This window comes from Streptomyces sp. RB17 (genome assembly GCF_009604455.1).
GTDB lineage: Bacteria > Actinomycetota > Actinomycetes > Streptomycetales > Streptomycetaceae > Streptomyces.
Genome location: NZ_WEGL01000003.1, coordinates 773,459 through 789,136, shown reverse-complemented (window position 1 = coordinate 789,136; position 15,678 = coordinate 773,459). Strand labels below are relative to the sequence as shown.

The following is a 15,678-nucleotide window of genomic DNA, read 5'->3' as shown; positions in this document are numbered from 1 at the left end:
GGGTTCGGCCGTTCCCAGGCACTGATCCTGGTACGGGCCCTGATTCCAGTCAATCCTTTGGTTTCCTCGCCAACCCCAAGCGTTAACTTGGGTGTTGTGACTCTCGACGACCTCCGTGTGTTCGTGGCCGTGTGCCGCGCCGGCAGCCTCAGTTCCGTCGCCAGGGACCTCGGTTGCACCCAGTCCGCCGTCAGCCAGCACGTGAAGCGGCTGGAGCGGGAGACGGGGGTGGCACTTCTGGAACGGCTGCCAAGGGGCGTCGTACCGACCCAGGCCGGGCGCATACTGGAGGCCGCGGCGGCCGAGGGGATCTCGGGCCTCGACCTCGCCGTGCGGCAGCTCCGCGATCTCCTCGCCGGCCACAGCGGGTACGTCCGTGTCGCCACCGGCGCCACCACCGTCCGGCACTTCATGTCCGAGGCGGTGGTCGCCTTCCGCCGCCGCCACCCCGAGGTCAACCTGGAGTTCCGCACGGTCAGTTCGGGGCGCGGCACCTTCGACGCCCTGGCCGACGGCACCCTGGACCTGGCCTGGATCACCGTCGGCTCCCCGGTGCGCGGCATCGAACAGCGGACGGTCGCGGAACTGCCGTGGCTGCTCGCGGTCCCCGCGGACGACCCGCTGGCCGGGCGGCCCCATCTCGACGCGCCCGACCTGACCGGCGTACGGCTCATCCGGCTGCCCCCGAACTCCACCTCCGCCGTCCACCTGGACGCGGCCTGCGCCGAACTGGGCGTCCGCTTCACCTACGACACGAGCGTCGCCGACTGGGACACGGCGCTGCTGCTGGCCGAGCTGGGGGTGGGCCGGGCGGTCGTCCCCGCGGTACCGGGGCTGCCGATCCCGGGGACGGGCGAGCTGAGGCTCGTCCCGCTACCGGGCTTGCGCCCGCTGCCCGTCGGCTGGGCCGTCCGCCGCTGGGACTCCCTCAGCCCTCCGGCCCGGGCCTTCGCGCACACGGTCGCGGAGTTCCGGACCGGGATCGCGGGCGCCGGGGCGGGCTGAGCGAGAGTTCGGCCCACACCGTTTTGCCGACGGTGCGCTGGGTCACGCCCCACCGGCTCGACAGCACCAGCACGAGGACGAGCCCCCGACCGTTCTCGTCCTCCAGCCCGCCGTCCAGGAACCGCAGTTCCCGGTCCCCACGGGCGTCACTCACCTCGATACGCACGGTGTCCCTCTCGGGGAGCAGTCGCAGGCGCAGCTCGAAGTCCCGGCCGGGCACACGACCGTGGGTGACGGCGTTGGCGGCCAGTTCGGCGACGATCAGCTGCGCGGTGCAGTTCGGGTCGCTGTCGTGGGGGTATCCCCAGGTGGCGAGCTGGGTGGAGACGAGCCGCCGGGCCAGCCGGGCGCCGAGCGGGGTGGCGCTGAGGCGCTGGACGAGTTCGGTGGTCTCGGTCGTGGGGGTGGAGATTTCCAGATTCACGTCACCGAGAGTGGTCGGTTCTCCCTACGCTGACCAGGGGAGTGCCGGCGACTGAGGGTAGTCGTACGGGTGCGGTTCGTTTGCTGTACGAGTCGTCGGAGGGTGGCGTGACAGGGGAGCAGGAGCGGAGGCCGGAGACGCCTGCGGAGGTCAACGGGGCGATGGGTGTCTTCGTCGTCATCGGCAAACAGTTGAAGCTGCTCAGGGAGCGGGCGGGGCTCAGCCAGCGGGAGTTCGGCGACCTGGTGGGCTACGGCCCCGACCAGATCTCGGCGATGGAGAGGGGCGTACGGACACCAAGGCCGGAGTTCCTGCGGAAGGCGGACGAAATCCTCAACGCCGGGGGGCTGTTCATCGAGGTCATCCCGCAGGTCGAGGAGGCGATGGCCAAGGCGCGGACGAGGCATCCGGAGTGGTACCGGGGGTATGCGGCGCTGGAGGCCCAGGCGGTCTCCCTTCATGACTACAGCACCATGGGCGTGCTGGGGCTGCTTCAGACCGAGGCGTACTCACGGGCGGTGTTCACACAGCGACACCCGCCCCTGGGCGAGGAGACCATCGAGAAGCGGGTGGCGGACAGGCTCTCGCGCCAGCAGATTTTCGAGCAGTGGCCGCCACCGGAGTTCAGCTTCGTCATGGAACAGGCTGTACTGGAACGACCCATCGGTGGCCCGGAGGCGCACGCGGAGCAGCTCCGTCAGTTGCTGCGAATCGGCCGCATGCGGAACGTGCAGCTCCAGGTGATGCCGACGGGCCGCGCGGAACATCCGTGCCTGGACAACTCGTTCACCCTGCTGACGCCGAAGGGGAAGGAGCAGGTGTGCTACATGGAGAGTCAGGGTTACCCACGTCTGATCACCGACAGGGAAGAGGTCCGCGTTCTCGCCGCTCGCTATGGGATCATCCGTGCTCAGGCTCTCAACCCGCACGAGTCCCTGGACCTGATCGAGAAGATGCTGGAAGAGCGATGACCATAGAGCAGTTGACCTGGTTCAAGTCGAGCTACAGCAGCGGCGAAGGCGGACAGTGCCTCGAACTCGCCTACAACTGGCGCAAGTCCAGCCACAGCAGCGGCGAAGGCGGCGACTGCCTGGAGGTAGCCCCCCACACCACCGCCATCCACATCCGCGACTCGAAGCAACCCGCCGCCCACCTCACCGTCACCCCCGCCACATGGACCGCTTTCCTCACGGCGGCGGCCAAGCGCTCGTAGCCTTACGCGCCTGCCGGACCCGCGGAAGCGCCCGGCTTACGGGCGTACAGGACGGCCTGCGGGACCGCTTCGCCGAGTTGCTCGTCCGGTTCGCGCACGGTGGTGGAGCCGAGCGCGAACCCGGCGTCGCCGAGCAGCGCGGCGATCCGCTCGGGGCGGCGCCGCTGGAAGTCGAGCACGACGGGGCGGCCCCACGGCCGGTCGTGGCGGCGCGGCTCCTCGCCCACCTGGAAGGCGACGAGGAGGTGCCCGCCGGGGCGCAGCACCCGATGGAACTCGGCGAACAGCGCTGGCAGTTCAGCGGCCGGGGTGTGGATGCTGGAGTACCAGGAGACGGCACCGGCCAGCGAGGCGTCGGCGATGGCCAGGTCCAGCATCGAGCCCTGTTCGAAGCGCAGGTCCGGATGGCGTCGGCGGGCGATGGCGAGCATGGACGCCGAGAGATCCAGGCCGAAGACGTCGACGCCGAGGGAGCCGAGGTACGCGGTGGCCGCACCGGTACCACACCCGAGGTCGGCCACGGTTCCCTCGCCGACCATCTCGGCGAACCCACGGAGCAACGCCCGGTCCAACGGCCTGTGCGTGAGGTGATCCGCGAGGTGCTCGGCGTAGTCCTCGGCAATGGCGTCGTAGAAGTCACGGGTGGCGGCAAGGAAGTCGGAAGCATCGCGCATGCCCCGGACGCTAGCGAACCCCACTGACAATCAGGCGACCCCGGCCACCCTCAGCAACGCCGTGACCGCCGCCGCCCCCACGACCACGACGACGAACGGCGCCCTGCGCCACGCCAGAAGCAGCCCCACCAGTACCCCGGCCGGCCGAGCGAACCCGGCGAAACCCCCGCCCTCGGTCAACGCCCCCGTGGCCAACAGGGCGACCAGCAGCACCACCGCCCCGGCCGACGCCAGCTCCTGGACCCGTGCCGGTATCGCGACCCGCCCGTGCAGCACCGGCCCCACCAGCCGAAAGGCGTACGTGCCCACGGCCAGCGCGAGAACGACGACAACCGTGGCGCTCATCCGGCGGCCCCCACGGACTCCACAGACCGCCGCCGGTGCAGGAAGAGTCCGGCGAGGGCGAGCAGCACCGGCACCCCCGGCGGCACGGCAGGCGTGACCGCCAGAGCCACCGCCGCCCCGGCCAGCGCACACCGCCGTACCACCGCGTCCGCCCGCACCTGCGGCAGCACCAGCGCCACCAGCACCGCGGGGAACGCGGCATCGAGTCCGTACCGCGTGGTGTCGCCCAGCGCGCCCCCGGCGAGCGCACCACCCAGCACCCCGATGTTCCAGACGGCGAACAGACCGAGCCCGGAGATCCAGAACGCCCTCCGCTGCCGTACCGGATCGGACTGGGCGAGGGCGAAGGCGACCGTCTCGTCGGTGACCAGATGGGCGCCGAGGAGACGGCTCGCCCGGCCGGTGCCGATGATGTCCGCCACAGCCAGACTGAACGCGGCGGTACGGGTGTTGAGCAGGAGCCCCGTCGCCGCGGCGGCGGCCGGCCCGCCCCCGGCGAGCAGCACACCCACCGCGCTGAACTGGGCCGAGCCGGCGTACACCACCAGGGACATCACCACCGGCACCCACACCGGCAGCCCCCCGGCGACCGAGACGGCGCCGAAGGAGACGCCGACGACGCCGCTGGCGAGCCAGACGAGTGAGCTGTCGCGCACCAGGGAGGTGCCGTCGGACAGCCGAGGGGTTCGAGTTCGTTGTGCCGAACGCATGTTTTCTACACTGGTACGGAGAGTGGCCGTGCGTCAAGCCGAACGATCGTACCGATGGAGCGAACAGCATGTCCGAGCCTCCCGCCCGGCTCCCGCTGGAGTGGATCGCCGCATCGCTCAAGCGCGAGCGCACCCGCACCGGCCTGTCCCTGTCCGAACTGGCCAAACGTGCCGGAATCGCGAAGTCCACGCTCTCCCAGCTGGAGGCGGCGAGCGGGAATCCGAACGTGGAGACGCTCTGGGCGCTCGCGGTCGCGCTGGGGGTGCCGTTCAGCGCACTGGTGGAGCCGCCGGTGTCGAGTGTCCAGGTGATCCGGGCCGGCGAGGGCCCGTCGGTCGCCTCGGGGCAGGCGGAGTATGTCGCCACCCTGCTGTCCGCCAGCCCTCCCGGGGCCCGGCGGGACATCTACCGCCTGTGCACCGAGCCCGGGGCGGTGCGCAGTTCGGAACCGCACATTCCCGGCACGGTCGAGCATCTGATCGTCGGCTCGGGCCGGGTCAAGGCGGGTCCGGCGGGGGAGGAGGCCGAACTCGGTCCCGGTGATTACATGACTTATCGGGGCGATGTGCCGCACTCGTACGAGGCGCTGGAGCCGGGCACGACCTTCGTCCTCGTCATGCAGCACACGTAACAGGACGCGGCGAACGCCGAGAATTCCCCCAGAATTCACATACCGCGTCGGCTGGAAAGGCAGGAGCCCCGTCGCCGGAACGGCGCGGGGCTCCTTGGGTACTGCTCTCAGGTTCTGCGATCAGGCAGTGATCAGACGGGGGTGACGTTCTCCGCCTGCGGACCCTTCGGGCCCTGCGTCACGTCGAAGCTCACCTGCTGGTTCTCCTCGAGGGAGCGGAAGCCGGAGGCGTTGATCGCGGAGTAGTGAACGAAGACGTCGGGGCCGCCGCCCTCCTGGGCGATGAAGCCAAAGCCCTTTTCGGCGTTGAACCACTTAACGGTTCCGGTAGCCATAAGCCCTCCTTGGGCTCAAAAGGGTTGCCCTGCTCCAGAACCTGCAAGTGTGAAACGGTGCTGCACAACTGCATACGTCTGAAAACGACGAGAGCCTGCGGTTACATGCTCCGCAGGCTCTGTACTGCAAGGGAAACCAAACTGCAACTTGCGAGCAAGCCTAGCATCCGCGCAGCGGAAAGCAATAGAGGTCAAGATCACGTCACTCGGATGTTTGAACATCCGCTGCGCCATTTGACGGCGGGCTGACGGTGGGGCCGGTCCCGGCACCGTACAGGACGGGGTCTAGTCTCGCGATGTGGACAATTCTCGCACCCGGCCGCGCGTCGGCCACATCCAGTTCCTGAACTGCCTGCCCCTCTACTGGGGGCTCGCGAGAACCGGCACCCTACTCGACTTCGAGCTCACCAAGGACACCCCGGAGAAGCTCAGCGAGCAGATCGTGCGCGGCGACCTCGACATCGGCCCCGTCACCCTGGTCGAGTTCCTGCGCAACACCGACGACCTGGTCGCCTTCCCGGACATCGCCGTCGGCTGCGACGGCCCGGTGATGTCCTGCGTGATCGTCTCGCAGGTCCCGCTCGACCGCCTGCACGGCGCCCGCGTCGCCCTCGGCTCGACCTCCCGCACCTCCGTCCGCCTGGCCCAGCTCCTGCTCGCCGAGCGCTACGGCGTCCAGCCCGACTACTACACCTGCCCGCCCGACTTGAGCCTGATGATGCAGGAGGCCGAGGCCGCCGTCCTCATCGGTGACGCCGCGCTGCGGGCCAATCTGCTGGACGGCCCGCGCTACGGCCTCGAGGTGCACGACCTCGGCGCGCTCTGGAAGGAGTGGACGGGCCTGCCGTTCGTCTTCGCGGTCTGGGCGGCCCGCCGGGAGTACGTGGAGCGCGAGCCGCTCATCACCCGCCGGGTCCACGAGGCGTTCCTCGCCTCCCGCAACCTCTCCCTGGAGGAGGTCGGCAAGGTCGCCGAACAGGCTGCCCGCTGGGAGGCCTTCGACGAGGCGACCCTGGCCCAGTACTTCACCACCCTCGACTTCAGCTTCGGCAGCCCCCAGCTGGAGGCGGTCGCCGAGTTCGCCCGCCGTGTCGGCCCGACGACCGGCTTCCCGGCGGACGTGAAGGTGGACCTGCTGGCGCCGTAGGCGGCCGGCAGCCCACGGCGGCCCTCGCTCAAATCCCTTCCCCCGGTGCCCTGTTCGATTACCGTCAGGTCGTTGATCGACTCCAGGGAGGGGATCTGATGCGTCGCTACGGCGTCGTGTTCGCGGCAGCCGCGGTCACTGCCGCGCTGACGATGACGGGTGCTTCGTCCGCTTCGGCCGCGACCGAGGTCAAGAGGTGCACCACGTCCGACGGGGGAGCCCTCGGCGCGATGGTGTGGAACTGGAAGAGCAGGAAGGAGATCGCCGTCCAGCAGACCGTCGTGGACAAGGCGGCGGACACCGCCTACGTGCGGGTCCGGCTCGACATCACGACGGGCAAGGGCGACCGCTACGACTACCCGTGGCACAACAACCGCGACGGCAAGGGCAAGAGCAAGACCTTCCCCGGAACCGCCACGCACAAGGACGGCATCGTCAGCGCCCGCATCCAGGTCGAGGACGTCCGGGGATCCAGCCCGCTGGCCACCTGTTACAGCGGCAAGACGTACAACCCGTACTACTAGGGCAGCATAGGAAGTCGTACGGACTCATGGGCCCGGCCCCGCAAGCAGCCGGGACCGGGCCCACGGGCTGCCGTGCCGGCGCGTCCGGACACCGGGACGACGCGATGGGGCACGGTGGGCGCTACGGGAGCGGGGGGACCGGATGGGCACAGGGGCGCTGGCGGCCGTCGCCGCGTTGTGGGGCGCACTCGTGGGCGCCCTGCTGCCCCGTGCCGCCTACCGCTTCGCCGTACCGTCCGGTGAGCCCTGGCGGGACCACTGCCCGGACGGCCATCCGATCCGCGGCTGGATCGGCCGGCTCGCGTGCGGCGCGTGCGGGGGAGAGATCCGCCGTGGGGACGTACCTCCCGCCGCCGCCCTCCCCGCTTCCCTCGTCACCGCACTGACGTGCGCCGCCCTCGCCGCCGCCACGGGCACCCGGCCGGAGCTGGCGGTCTGGCTGCTGCTCGCGCCGGTCGGGGTGCTGCTGGCCGTGGTCGACTTCCGGGTGCAGCGGCTGCCCGACCCGCTGACCCTGCCGCTCGCCGCCTCCGCGCTCGCCCTGCTGGGCCTCGCCGCACTCCTGCCCGAGCACGCCGGCCACTGGCTCACCGCGCTGTACGGCGCCCTCGTGCTCGGCGCCGGCTACTACGCGCTGTACCTCATCAACCAGGCCGGCATGGGCTTCGGCGATGTGAAGCTGGCCGTCGGCATGGGCGCCGTACTCGGCTGGTACGGCTGGCCCACCGTCCTGCTCGGCGCCTTCGCCGGCTTCCTGCTCGGCGCGCTGTACGGCGCTGTGCTCGTCGTCGTACGGCGGGCGGGACGGAAGACCGCGATCCCGTTCGGCCCCTTCCTGCTGGCCGGGGCCCTCGCCGGGCTGCTGGTCGGCGCGTACGCGGCCTGACGTCTTTACGGTGAAAGCGCTGGCGTAGGCTGGTTCGGTCCGCCCACCCGTCGCCCACCACCACCCTTGTACGAGCGCTTCGCGCGCACCTTCCAATTTCCTTGACGAAAGGGACGCCCGGTGACCGAGAAGGCCGACCTCCAGTCCGTGCTCGACCGAGCCGCAGCGGGCGGACGCATCACGCCCGAGGAAGCCCTCGACCTGTACCGGGACGCCCCCCTGCACGCGCTGGGCGCCGCCGCAGACGCCGTACGCCGCCGCAAGTACGCCGGCATCGAGCACATCGCGACGTACATCATCGAGCGGAACATCAACTACACGAACGTGTGCGTCACGGCGTGCAAGTTCTGCGCCTTCTACGCGGCTCCCAAGGACACGGAGAAGGGCTGGACCCGCGACCTCGACGACATCCTGCGCCGGTGCGCGGAGACGGTCGAGCTGGGCGGCACCCAGATCATGTTCCAGGGCGGCCACCACCCGGACTACGGCGTGGAGTACTACGAGAAGCACTTCAAGGCCATCAAGGACGCCTTCCCCCAGCTGGTCATCCACTCCCTCGGCGCCTCCGAGGTCGAGCACATGGCCCGTATCTCCGGCGTGTCGGTGGAAGAGGCCATCACCCGGATCCACGAGGCCGGCCTCGACTCCTTCGCGGGTGCCGGCGCCGAACTCCTCCCCGAGCGGCCCCGCAAGGCCATCGCGCCCCTCAAGGAGTCCGGCGAGCGCTGGCTGGAGATCATGGAGACCGCACACCGGCTGGGCGTGGAGTCCACCTCGACCATGCTGATGGGCACGGGTGAGACGAACGCCGAGCGCATCGAGCACCTGCGGATGATCCGGGACGTACAGGACCGCACGGGCGGCTTCCGCGCCTTCATCCCGTACACCTACCAGCCCGAGAACAACCACCTGAAGGGCCGCACCCAGGCCACGCTCTTCGAGTACCTGCGGATGATCGCGATCGCCCGCCTCTTCCTCGACAACGTCCAGCACATCCAGGGCTCCTGGCTGACCACCGGCAAGGAGGTCGGCCAGCTGTCGCTGCACTACGGCGCGGACGACCTCGGCTCGATCATGCTGGAGGAGAACGTGGTCTCCTCGGCCGGCGCCAAGCACCGCTCCAACCGCCTGGAGATCATCGACCTCATCCGCAAGGCGGGCCGCGTCCCGGCGCAGCGCGCCACGACGTACGAGCACCTGGTCGTCCACGACGACCCGGCGAACGACCCCGTCGACGAGCGGGTGATGTCCCACATCTCGTCCACGGCCATCGAGGGCGGAACGGCCCACCCCGAACTGAAGCTGCTGGCAACCAACTGAGGCAGTTTTGCTGACGATTCACGGGGACTCCAGGGGCCACGCCCTCGCCGTCGACGGCGAGCTGATCGCGGGCGCCGGCCCGCTGGAGGAGCTGGTCGCCGCCCACCCGCACGCGCGCGTGCGCACCTGGCCCGGCATCCTCACCCCCGGGCTCGTCAACAAGCACGGCACCGAGCTGCTGGAGGAGTCGTACCACCCGGATCCCCGGGAGGTCGACGAACTGGGCACCGAACCGCTGACCGGCGACGCCCTCACGGCGCTCGCGCTCGACGACGCCCGCTGGGGCGCGAGCGCCCGGCGCGGCGTGCAGCGCATGCTGGCGCACGGCACGGTCGCGGCGGCCTGCGAACCGTTGCGCAACCAGGCGGTCATCGACGCCGCACGGCGCACCGGACTGGTGCTCGCGGGCCGTGCCGCTCGCCCGGCCGGTGTCCCGTCCCTCGACCCGTTCGCCACCGGAGTACCGGCGGTGTTCGCCCCTGCCCGCGACCGGGGCTCGGCCGCCCGCTTCGCCGTCTTCGACGTCCGCGACGAGGAGGAACTGACCGAACGGGGAGCGGGCACGTGCGTGGCGACGGTGCTGGCAGGCCGACTGGTGTTCAGACGCCGCTGACTCCGTCGACGGCCTCCCCCGCGAACGCCTCCCTGTGCGGCCGGGTGGAGGATGTCGCGGCACGGGAGAAGCCCAGGCTCCTCCCGCGAGAGCGGGCTGCAACAATGGGCGGGTGACCCGCGCTTCCCTGAACAAGCAGCCGCACGAAGTCGCCTCGATGTTCGACGACGTGGCGGAACGGTACGACCTGACGAACGACGTGCTGTCGCTCGGCCAGGACCGGGTGTGGCGCAAGGAGGTGGCGAAGGCGGTCGACGCGCGCCCCGCGCAGAAGATCCTCGACCTGGCCGCCGGTACGGCGACCTCCTCGCTGCCCTTCGCGCGCACGGGCGCGTACGTCGTCCCGTGCGACTTCTCGCTCGGGATGCTGCAGGTCGGCAAGAAGAGGCACACCTGGCTGCCGTTCACGGCCGGCGACGCGACGCGGCTGCCGTTCAAGGACGACACCTTCGACGCGGTGACGATTTCCTTCGGGCTGCGCAACGTCCAGGACACGGACGCGGCCCTCGCGGAGATGTACCGGGTGACCCGGCCCGGCGGACGGGTGGTGATCTGCGAGTTCTCGCACCCGACCTGGGCGCCCTTCCGGACCGTCTACACCGAGTACCTGATGCGGGCGCTGCCGCCGGTGGCGCGGGCGGTGTCCTCGAACCCGGACGCGTACGTCTACCTCGCCGAGTCCATCCGCGCCTGGCCCGACCAGCCCGCCCTCGCCGAGCGGCTGCGCAAGGCGGGCTGGTCGAAGGTGGCCTGGCGCAACCTCACCGGGGGTGTGGTCGCGCTGCACCGGGGCTTCAAGGAGAGCTGAGGCGCTGCACGGGGGCTAGCGGTTGATGGTCTCGAAGGCGTCCCCGGGCTCACCGAGCTCGCGCTGCAGTCCGCCCGTGGGCGGCCGTGGGATGCGTGGCTCGCGCACGCCACCGCCGCCCTCGCCCTCACCGAAGTCGAACCACACGTACACCATGGAGTCCCGGGGCACCTCGGCGCCGGGCTGCGGGTACTGGCGTACGACGTAGTCCACGACCGCGAGGTGGAAGTCGGGGCGGTCCGGCGCATTGAGGAACAGGCCCTGCGCCCGGGCCGATTCGCGCGCGTCCACGGCCATCAGTCCGACCAGCCGCGGCACGCGCACTTCGGGTGTTTTGGGTGTTATGCGCACAGATGTCACCCCCAGCGGTACTGGAAGGGTAACTCCCGTGCGCCCCGGCCGGAAGGAGCCGGTGTCTTTCTGTGACAGATGACTACTCTGTGTCGCCGAGGCTCAGCCGGAAACAGAGGGCGTCCTCGTCCAGAGTGGGATGCGGATAGCTCTCCGCCGGGCGCATACCGAGCCGCCGGGTCACCGCGATCGACCGTTCGTTGCCCGGCCGGACCATCGCCACCACCTCCTTGACCCCGGCCGTCCGCACCCGCTCGAGCGTCTCGCGCGCGGCCGCGGTGACGTACCCCTTGCCCCAGTGCGCGCGGCCGAGCCGCCAGCCGATCTCCATCTCGCCCACCGGCCCCCAGTCCGGCCGCCAGGGCTGCGCCCCGGTGAAGCCGATGACCTCGCCGGCCTCGTCCAGCATGGTCCACAGGCAGAAGCCGAGCTCGGCGTCGTGCCGCCGCTGCCGCGCGGTGAGTTCCTCGTAGACCGACAGGGCCGCCGGCTTGCCGCCGTAGAACTCCATGACCTCGGGGTCGTCGAAGACCCGGTGCCAGGCGATCGCGTCCTCGTGGGTGGGAACCCGCAGCCGTACCGCGGGGAGTGGTCGGTTCACAGGGCAGCCCTTCAGCCGGGTGATCAATTCTGCTGAATAGACTGCCCATGTCCAGTGCCGGTCGGCACACAGATTTCGAACTGGGGAGATCCCGCCGTGACCGTCGAGACCGAGCCCCTCTCCGAGAACACCGCCGATGTGATCGTCGTGGGCGCGGGGCCGGCCGGCTCCACGACCGCGTACCACCTCGCCAAGGCCGGCCTCGACGTCCTGCTCCTGGAGAAGACCGAGTTCCCGCGCGAGAAGGTGTGCGGCGACGGCCTCACCCCGCGCGCGGTCAAGCAGCTCGTCGCCATGGGCATCGACATCTCCGAGGAGGCCGGCTGGCTGCGCAACAAGGGCCTGCGCATCATCGGCGGCGGCTCCCGCCTCCAGCTGGACTGGCCGGATCTCGCCGCCTACCCGAACTACGGACTGGTCCGTAAGCGCGACGACTTCGACGAGCAGCTCGCCCGCAACGCCCAGAAGGCGGGGGCGCGGTTGTTCGAGCGCTGCAACGTCTCCGGCCCCGTCATCGACGACCGCACCGGCCGCATCACCGGCGTCACCGCCAAGCTCGGCGAGGAGAAGCGCGAGGTCAGCTTCCACGCGCCGCTCGTGGTGGCCGCCGACGGCAACTCCACCCGCCTGTCCCTCGCGATGGGCCTGCACCGCCGCGAGGACCGTCCGATGGGCGTCGCGGTCCGGACGTATTTCGAGAGCCCCCGCCACGAGGACGACTACCTGGAGTCCTGGCTGGAGCTGTGGGACCGCCGCGGCGCCCAGGACCGGCTGCTGCCCGGCTACGGCTGGATCTTCGGCATGGGTGACGGCACCTCGAACGTCGGCCTCGGCGTGCTGAACACCTCCGCCTCCTTCAAGGAGCTGGACTGGCGCGAGATCCTCAAGGCCTGGTGCGCCTCCATGCCGGAGGACTGGGGCTACACCCCGGAGAACATGACCGGCCCGATCCGCGGCGCCGCCCTCCCCATGGCCTTCAACCGCCAGCCCCACTACACGCGCGGCCTGCTGCTCGTCGGTGACGCCGGCGGCCTGGTGAACCCCTTCAACGGCGAGGGCATCGCCTACGCCATGGAGTCCGGCCAGATCGCCGCCGACGTCATCGTCCAGGCCCACGCGCGGGCCACGCCCGCCCAGCGCGAGATCGCCCTGCAGCGCTACCCGCGCGTCCTCAAGGACACCTACGGCGGCTACTACACGCTCGGCCGTGCCTTCGTGAAGCTCATCGGCAACCCGAAGGTCATGCAGATCGCCGCCCAGCGGGGTCTCACGCACCCGATGCTGATGAAGTTCACCCTCAAACTCCTCGCGAACCTCACCGACCCCACGGGCGGCGACGCGATGGACCGCATCATCAACGGCCTGAGCAAGGTGGCCCCGAAGGCGTGAGCCTCTTCTAGGCCGGGCTCAGCTCCTCGGCCCTGGCGGCCCGGCGGGCGAACACCTCGTCCCGTCGGTCCGCCATCTGCCGCAGGGCATCCTTTTTCTCCCGCTTGGAGAGCCGATCCAGGTAGATGTACCCGTTGGTGTGGTCGGTCTCGTGAATGAGGCAGCGCGCGAAGTACCCCCTGCCCTCGATGGCAATCGGGCTGCCGTCCTTGTCCTGCCCACGCACAACGGCCCGGTCCGGCCGCGGTACGGCCATCACGGCACCCGGCACCGACAGGCAGCCCTCGCCCTCCTCCAGCAACCGCCGCCCGCTCGTGGGCGTTTCGAGCACCGGATTGACGATGTGTCCGACATGCCGGACTCCGTCGTCATCGGGGCAGTCGTACACGAACAGCCGCAGATCGACCCCTACCTGGTTCGCGGCAAGTCCCGCCCCTTGGGCGACATACAGGGTGAGGAACATGTCGTCGATGAGCGCGGCGAGGTCGGGCCCGAACTCCGTCACGTCCCGGCAGGGCTTGTGCAGGACCTCCTCGCCGACCTCGGTGATCCGGCGCACCGCACCACGCCCGGCCTCGGGGGCGTGGCGGGGGTAGCGGTCGGCGGGCCTTCCCTGTACGAACACGCGTGGCATGACGCGCTCTCCTTCGCTCATGGACGGACCGCCGTACGGCGGCCCGCGCAGAGCATGCCAGGAAGGGCCCTGTGGCGCGCCGGGAACGACGCCAGGGCCGCTGCCCCCGAGCGGCTGCGGCCCTATGCGCGTTGAGAGGTGTGCGAGGTGCTCAGAGCACCCGCACGGCGCCGGTCGGCGGGTCGTACGACAGCGGCTTCTCGACGATGCCGGTGGACGGGTTCTGCGCTCCGACGAACATACCGTCGCCGACGTACACCGCCACGTGGTACGCGCTGCCCGCGCTGCCCCAGTAGAGGATGTCGCCCGGCTGCAGGTTGCTCAGCGAGACCTGCGTGCCGGCGGTCGACTGGTCCTGGGAGACACGCGGCAGGCTGACGCCGATCTGCTTGAAGGCGGACTGCACCAGGCCGGAGCAGTCGTAGGCGCTCGGGCCGGAGGCGCCCAGGACGTAGGACTTGCCGATCTGCGCCTTCACGAAGGAGATGACGGACGCGGCCGAACCGGTGGCCGTGGACGTGCTCCCGGTGTCCGTGGCGGCGAGCGTCGTCCGCTCCGCGTTGCGCGAGGCACGCTCGGCGGCGGCCTTGCGGGCGGCCTCCTCGGCCTTCTTCTTGGCCTCGGCGGCCTTCTGCTTCGCCTCGGCGAGGTCCGCCTTGGCCTGCTTCGCGGCCTTTGCGGCGGCCGCGTCACGCTCGGCCTGCAGCTGGTAGTTCGCGGCGGCCTGCTGGGTGGCGTCCGCGGACTGGGCCGCCTGGGCGGCCAGGTCGGCCGTCAGGGTGGGCAGTTCGAGGGTCTGCGTCACCGGCTCGGCCGCGTTCGCCGAGCCGGACGCCCCGGCGACTGCCAGGGTGCTGAGGACGCCACCGGCAACTCCGGCCCGCATCGCGAGGGACGACGCGCTGCGGCGGGGCTTCCGGTGGCTGCGTATGTGAGCGGTGTGGGACATGGGAATAAGCGGTACCAGGGGCTCCTTCATATCTTCAAGAAACGTGTGCTGCGCCACAGTTGCTCAATCGAGACCTGGAATCCCAGGCGTGTCGCTCTTTATTGACGCCGTAACGGACATTGCGGACGTCGGTGATCAAGGGCTTGATCACGGTCTTTGATCATTACGCCCGAATTGCCCCCCGCCTACCATCGGTTGAGGTCATTGGCCAAGCCCGGTTCTCAGAGTCCTCTCATTGATGTGGCGGAGGTCACGGAACGGTCACCGGAAACGTGGCGTCCCGCGCGTGAGGGGCTCGTGAACGCGTGCACGCGTTCGGACCCGCGTCCACATCGCGTCCCGCACCTCCCTCTGATGTGTGAACGCGCCCATTTAGCAGGCGCCTGCGTCCCACGCCAATTTGCATGCAGCGGAACTCTCTTGATATGGAGACGCATCCTCCGGCCTGCGATGACGAGCGAGAATGTCACTTCTGGTGATCAACTGAACGCTTCGCGTATGAAGATCACTCATCATCCGACTTCATGATCCTTCGTCAGGTGGTGGAGATCACAAAGCTCGTGCAATACCCCGTGTCGCAGATCACAGAGCCGCGGGCATAAGATGCGTGGCAACTGGGCTTGTGACCTGCTTCACATGTTCTCGATCTTCGCCCGGGACGGCGGGGTTTGTGGGACCGGTGAGGCGGAAGTGAGTGCAGTGCACCAGTGCAACCGCCAGCAGTCAGCGCCGACTGAGAGGAGCGAGGAGCGGTGAACGCGTATGCGCCCATCCTCGTACTGGGAGCCCTCGGGGCAGGCTTTGCGATCTTCTCCGTGGTCATGGCCACGCTGATCGGTCCGAAGCGGTACAACCGCGCCAAGCTCGAGGCCTACGAGTGCGGTATCGAGCCGACCCCCACGCCGGCCGGCGGCGGGCGCTTCCCCATCAAGTACTACCTGACGGCGATGCTCTTCATCGTCTTCGACATCGAGATCGTCTTCCTCTACCCCTGGGCCGTCACCTTCGACGCCCTGGGGATTTTCGGGCTCGTGGAGATGCTGCTCTTCGTGCTCACCGTCTTCGTCGCGTACGCGTACGTATGGCGGCGCGGCGGCCTGGAATGGGACTGAGGGGCC

General features: G+C 69.8%; 21 protein-coding genes. 12 read left to right on the top strand and 9 right to left on the bottom strand.

What is annotated here, in order from left to right:
- Window positions 1-96 precede the first annotated feature (96 nt).
- Window positions 97-1,005, top strand: coding sequence for a LysR family transcriptional regulator (locus SRB17_RS17390; protein ID WP_323375757.1), 909 nt, complete (start codon window positions 97-99; stop codon window positions 1,003-1,005).
- Here the strand turns inward: SRB17_RS17390 and SRB17_RS17385 are convergent.
- Window positions 929-1,429: an ATP-binding protein gene (locus SRB17_RS17385; RefSeq protein WP_323375754.1), complete on the bottom strand. Its 501-nt coding sequence runs from the start codon at window positions 1,427-1,429 to the stop codon at window positions 929-931. The genes SRB17_RS17390 and SRB17_RS17385 overlap by 77 nt on opposite strands.
- 161 nt (window positions 1,430-1,590) lie before the next feature.
- Between SRB17_RS17385 and SRB17_RS17380 the strand changes: the two genes are divergently transcribed.
- A complete protein-coding gene (locus tag SRB17_RS17380) occupies window positions 1,591-2,400 on the top strand; it encodes a helix-turn-helix domain-containing protein (RefSeq protein WP_153539909.1) in 810 nt (269 codons plus the stop codon).
- On the top strand, window positions 2,397-2,642 hold the full coding sequence (locus SRB17_RS17375; RefSeq protein WP_153539456.1) for a DUF397 domain-containing protein: 246 nt from the start codon (window positions 2,397-2,399) through the stop codon (window positions 2,640-2,642). The genes SRB17_RS17380 and SRB17_RS17375 overlap by 4 nt, the downstream gene beginning before the upstream one ends.
- A 2-nt stretch (window positions 2,643-2,644) precedes the next feature.
- On the opposite strand, the gene SRB17_RS17370 is transcribed toward SRB17_RS17375, so the two are convergent.
- From SRB17_RS17370 to SRB17_RS17360, 3 genes are read right to left on the bottom strand one after another with little or no spacing between them, the layout of a single operon-like run.
- Window positions 2,645-3,316 carry a class I SAM-dependent DNA methyltransferase gene (locus SRB17_RS17370; RefSeq protein ID WP_153539454.1) on the bottom strand — a complete coding sequence of 224 codons (672 nt, stop codon included), beginning with the start codon at window positions 3,314-3,316 and terminating at the stop codon, window positions 2,645-2,647.
- 30 nt (window positions 3,317-3,346) lie between these two features.
- The gene (locus tag SRB17_RS17365) at window positions 3,347-3,661 is read right to left on the bottom strand and encodes an AzlD domain-containing protein (protein WP_153539452.1); all 315 of its coding nucleotides are present in this window, start codon (window positions 3,659-3,661) and stop codon (window positions 3,347-3,349) included.
- Window positions 3,658-4,371, bottom strand: coding sequence for an AzlC family ABC transporter permease (locus SRB17_RS17360; protein ID WP_153539450.1), 714 nt, complete (start codon window positions 4,369-4,371; stop codon window positions 3,658-3,660). The genes SRB17_RS17365 and SRB17_RS17360 overlap by 4 nt, the downstream gene beginning before the upstream one ends.
- A gap of 68 nt (window positions 4,372-4,439) precedes the next feature.
- On the opposite strand from SRB17_RS17360, the gene SRB17_RS17355 reads away from it, so the two are divergent.
- A complete protein-coding gene (locus tag SRB17_RS17355; RefSeq protein ID WP_153539448.1) occupies window positions 4,440-5,003 on the top strand; it encodes a helix-turn-helix domain-containing protein in 564 nt (187 codons plus the stop codon).
- A 131-nt stretch (window positions 5,004-5,134) separates the two neighbouring features.
- Here the strand turns inward: SRB17_RS17355 and SRB17_RS17350 are convergent, their stop codons facing one another.
- Complete coding sequence (locus tag SRB17_RS17350) at window positions 5,135-5,338, bottom strand: cold-shock protein (RefSeq protein ID WP_003992177.1); 204 nt, start codon at window positions 5,336-5,338, stop codon at window positions 5,135-5,137.
- Window positions 5,339-5,636: 298 nt separating this feature from the next.
- Between SRB17_RS17350 and SRB17_RS17345 the strand changes: the two genes are divergently transcribed.
- From SRB17_RS17345 to SRB17_RS17320, 6 genes are all read left to right on the top strand, one after another.
- Window positions 5,637-6,485, top strand: a complete 849-nt coding sequence (locus SRB17_RS17345; protein ID WP_323375751.1) for a menaquinone biosynthesis protein — start codon at window positions 5,637-5,639, stop codon at window positions 6,483-6,485.
- A gap of 98 nt (window positions 6,486-6,583) precedes the next feature.
- The gene (locus SRB17_RS17340) at window positions 6,584-7,009 is read left to right on the top strand and encodes a hypothetical protein (protein WP_153539445.1); all 426 of its coding nucleotides are present in this window, start codon (window positions 6,584-6,586) and stop codon (window positions 7,007-7,009) included.
- 142 nt (window positions 7,010-7,151) lie between these two features.
- A complete protein-coding gene (locus SRB17_RS17335) occupies window positions 7,152-7,895 on the top strand; it encodes a prepilin peptidase (protein WP_153539443.1) in 744 nt (247 codons plus the stop codon).
- A 120-nt stretch (window positions 7,896-8,015) separates the two neighbouring features.
- Entirely contained in the window at window positions 8,016-9,215 is a 1,200-nt protein-coding gene (mqnC, locus tag SRB17_RS17330) for a cyclic dehypoxanthinyl futalosine synthase (RefSeq protein WP_323375749.1), read from the top strand.
- Window positions 9,216-9,222: 7 nt separating this feature from the next.
- Window positions 9,223-9,828 carry a hypothetical protein gene (locus SRB17_RS17325; protein WP_153539441.1) on the top strand — a complete coding sequence of 202 codons (606 nt, stop codon included), beginning with the start codon at window positions 9,223-9,225 and terminating at the stop codon, window positions 9,826-9,828.
- A gap of 112 nt (window positions 9,829-9,940) precedes the next feature.
- A complete protein-coding gene (locus SRB17_RS17320; protein WP_323375745.1) occupies window positions 9,941-10,636 on the top strand; it encodes a demethylmenaquinone methyltransferase in 696 nt (231 codons plus the stop codon).
- Between the two features lie 15 nt (window positions 10,637-10,651).
- Here SRB17_RS17320 and SRB17_RS17315 read toward each other — a convergent pair whose 3' ends face one another.
- Entirely contained in the window at window positions 10,652-10,960 is a 309-nt protein-coding gene (locus tag SRB17_RS17315) for a PASTA domain-containing protein (protein WP_323375744.1), read from the bottom strand.
- A gap of 109 nt (window positions 10,961-11,069) precedes the next feature.
- Window positions 11,070-11,588, bottom strand: coding sequence for a GNAT family N-acetyltransferase (locus SRB17_RS17310; protein WP_323375742.1), 519 nt, complete (start codon window positions 11,586-11,588; stop codon window positions 11,070-11,072).
- Window positions 11,589-11,684: 96 nt separating this feature from the next.
- On the opposite strand from SRB17_RS17310, the gene SRB17_RS17305 reads away from it, so the two are divergent.
- Window positions 11,685-12,977 (top strand): geranylgeranyl reductase family protein, encoded by a 1,293-nt coding sequence (locus tag SRB17_RS17305; RefSeq protein WP_323375741.1) that lies wholly within the window; start codon window positions 11,685-11,687, stop codon window positions 12,975-12,977.
- Between the two features lie 7 nt (window positions 12,978-12,984).
- Here the strand turns inward: SRB17_RS17305 and def are convergent, their stop codons facing one another.
- Complete coding sequence (gene def, locus SRB17_RS17300) at window positions 12,985-13,611, bottom strand: peptide deformylase (protein WP_153539438.1); 627 nt, start codon at window positions 13,609-13,611, stop codon at window positions 12,985-12,987.
- Window positions 13,612-13,762: 151 nt separating this feature from the next.
- A complete protein-coding gene (locus SRB17_RS17295; protein ID WP_153539437.1) occupies window positions 13,763-14,560 on the bottom strand; it encodes a C40 family peptidase in 798 nt (265 codons plus the stop codon).
- A gap of 752 nt (window positions 14,561-15,312) precedes the next feature.
- Here SRB17_RS17295 and SRB17_RS17290 point away from each other — a divergent pair.
- Complete coding sequence (locus tag SRB17_RS17290) at window positions 15,313-15,672, top strand: NADH-quinone oxidoreductase subunit A (RefSeq protein WP_003992243.1); 360 nt, start codon at window positions 15,313-15,315, stop codon at window positions 15,670-15,672.
- Window positions 15,673-15,678 lie beyond the last annotated feature (6 nt).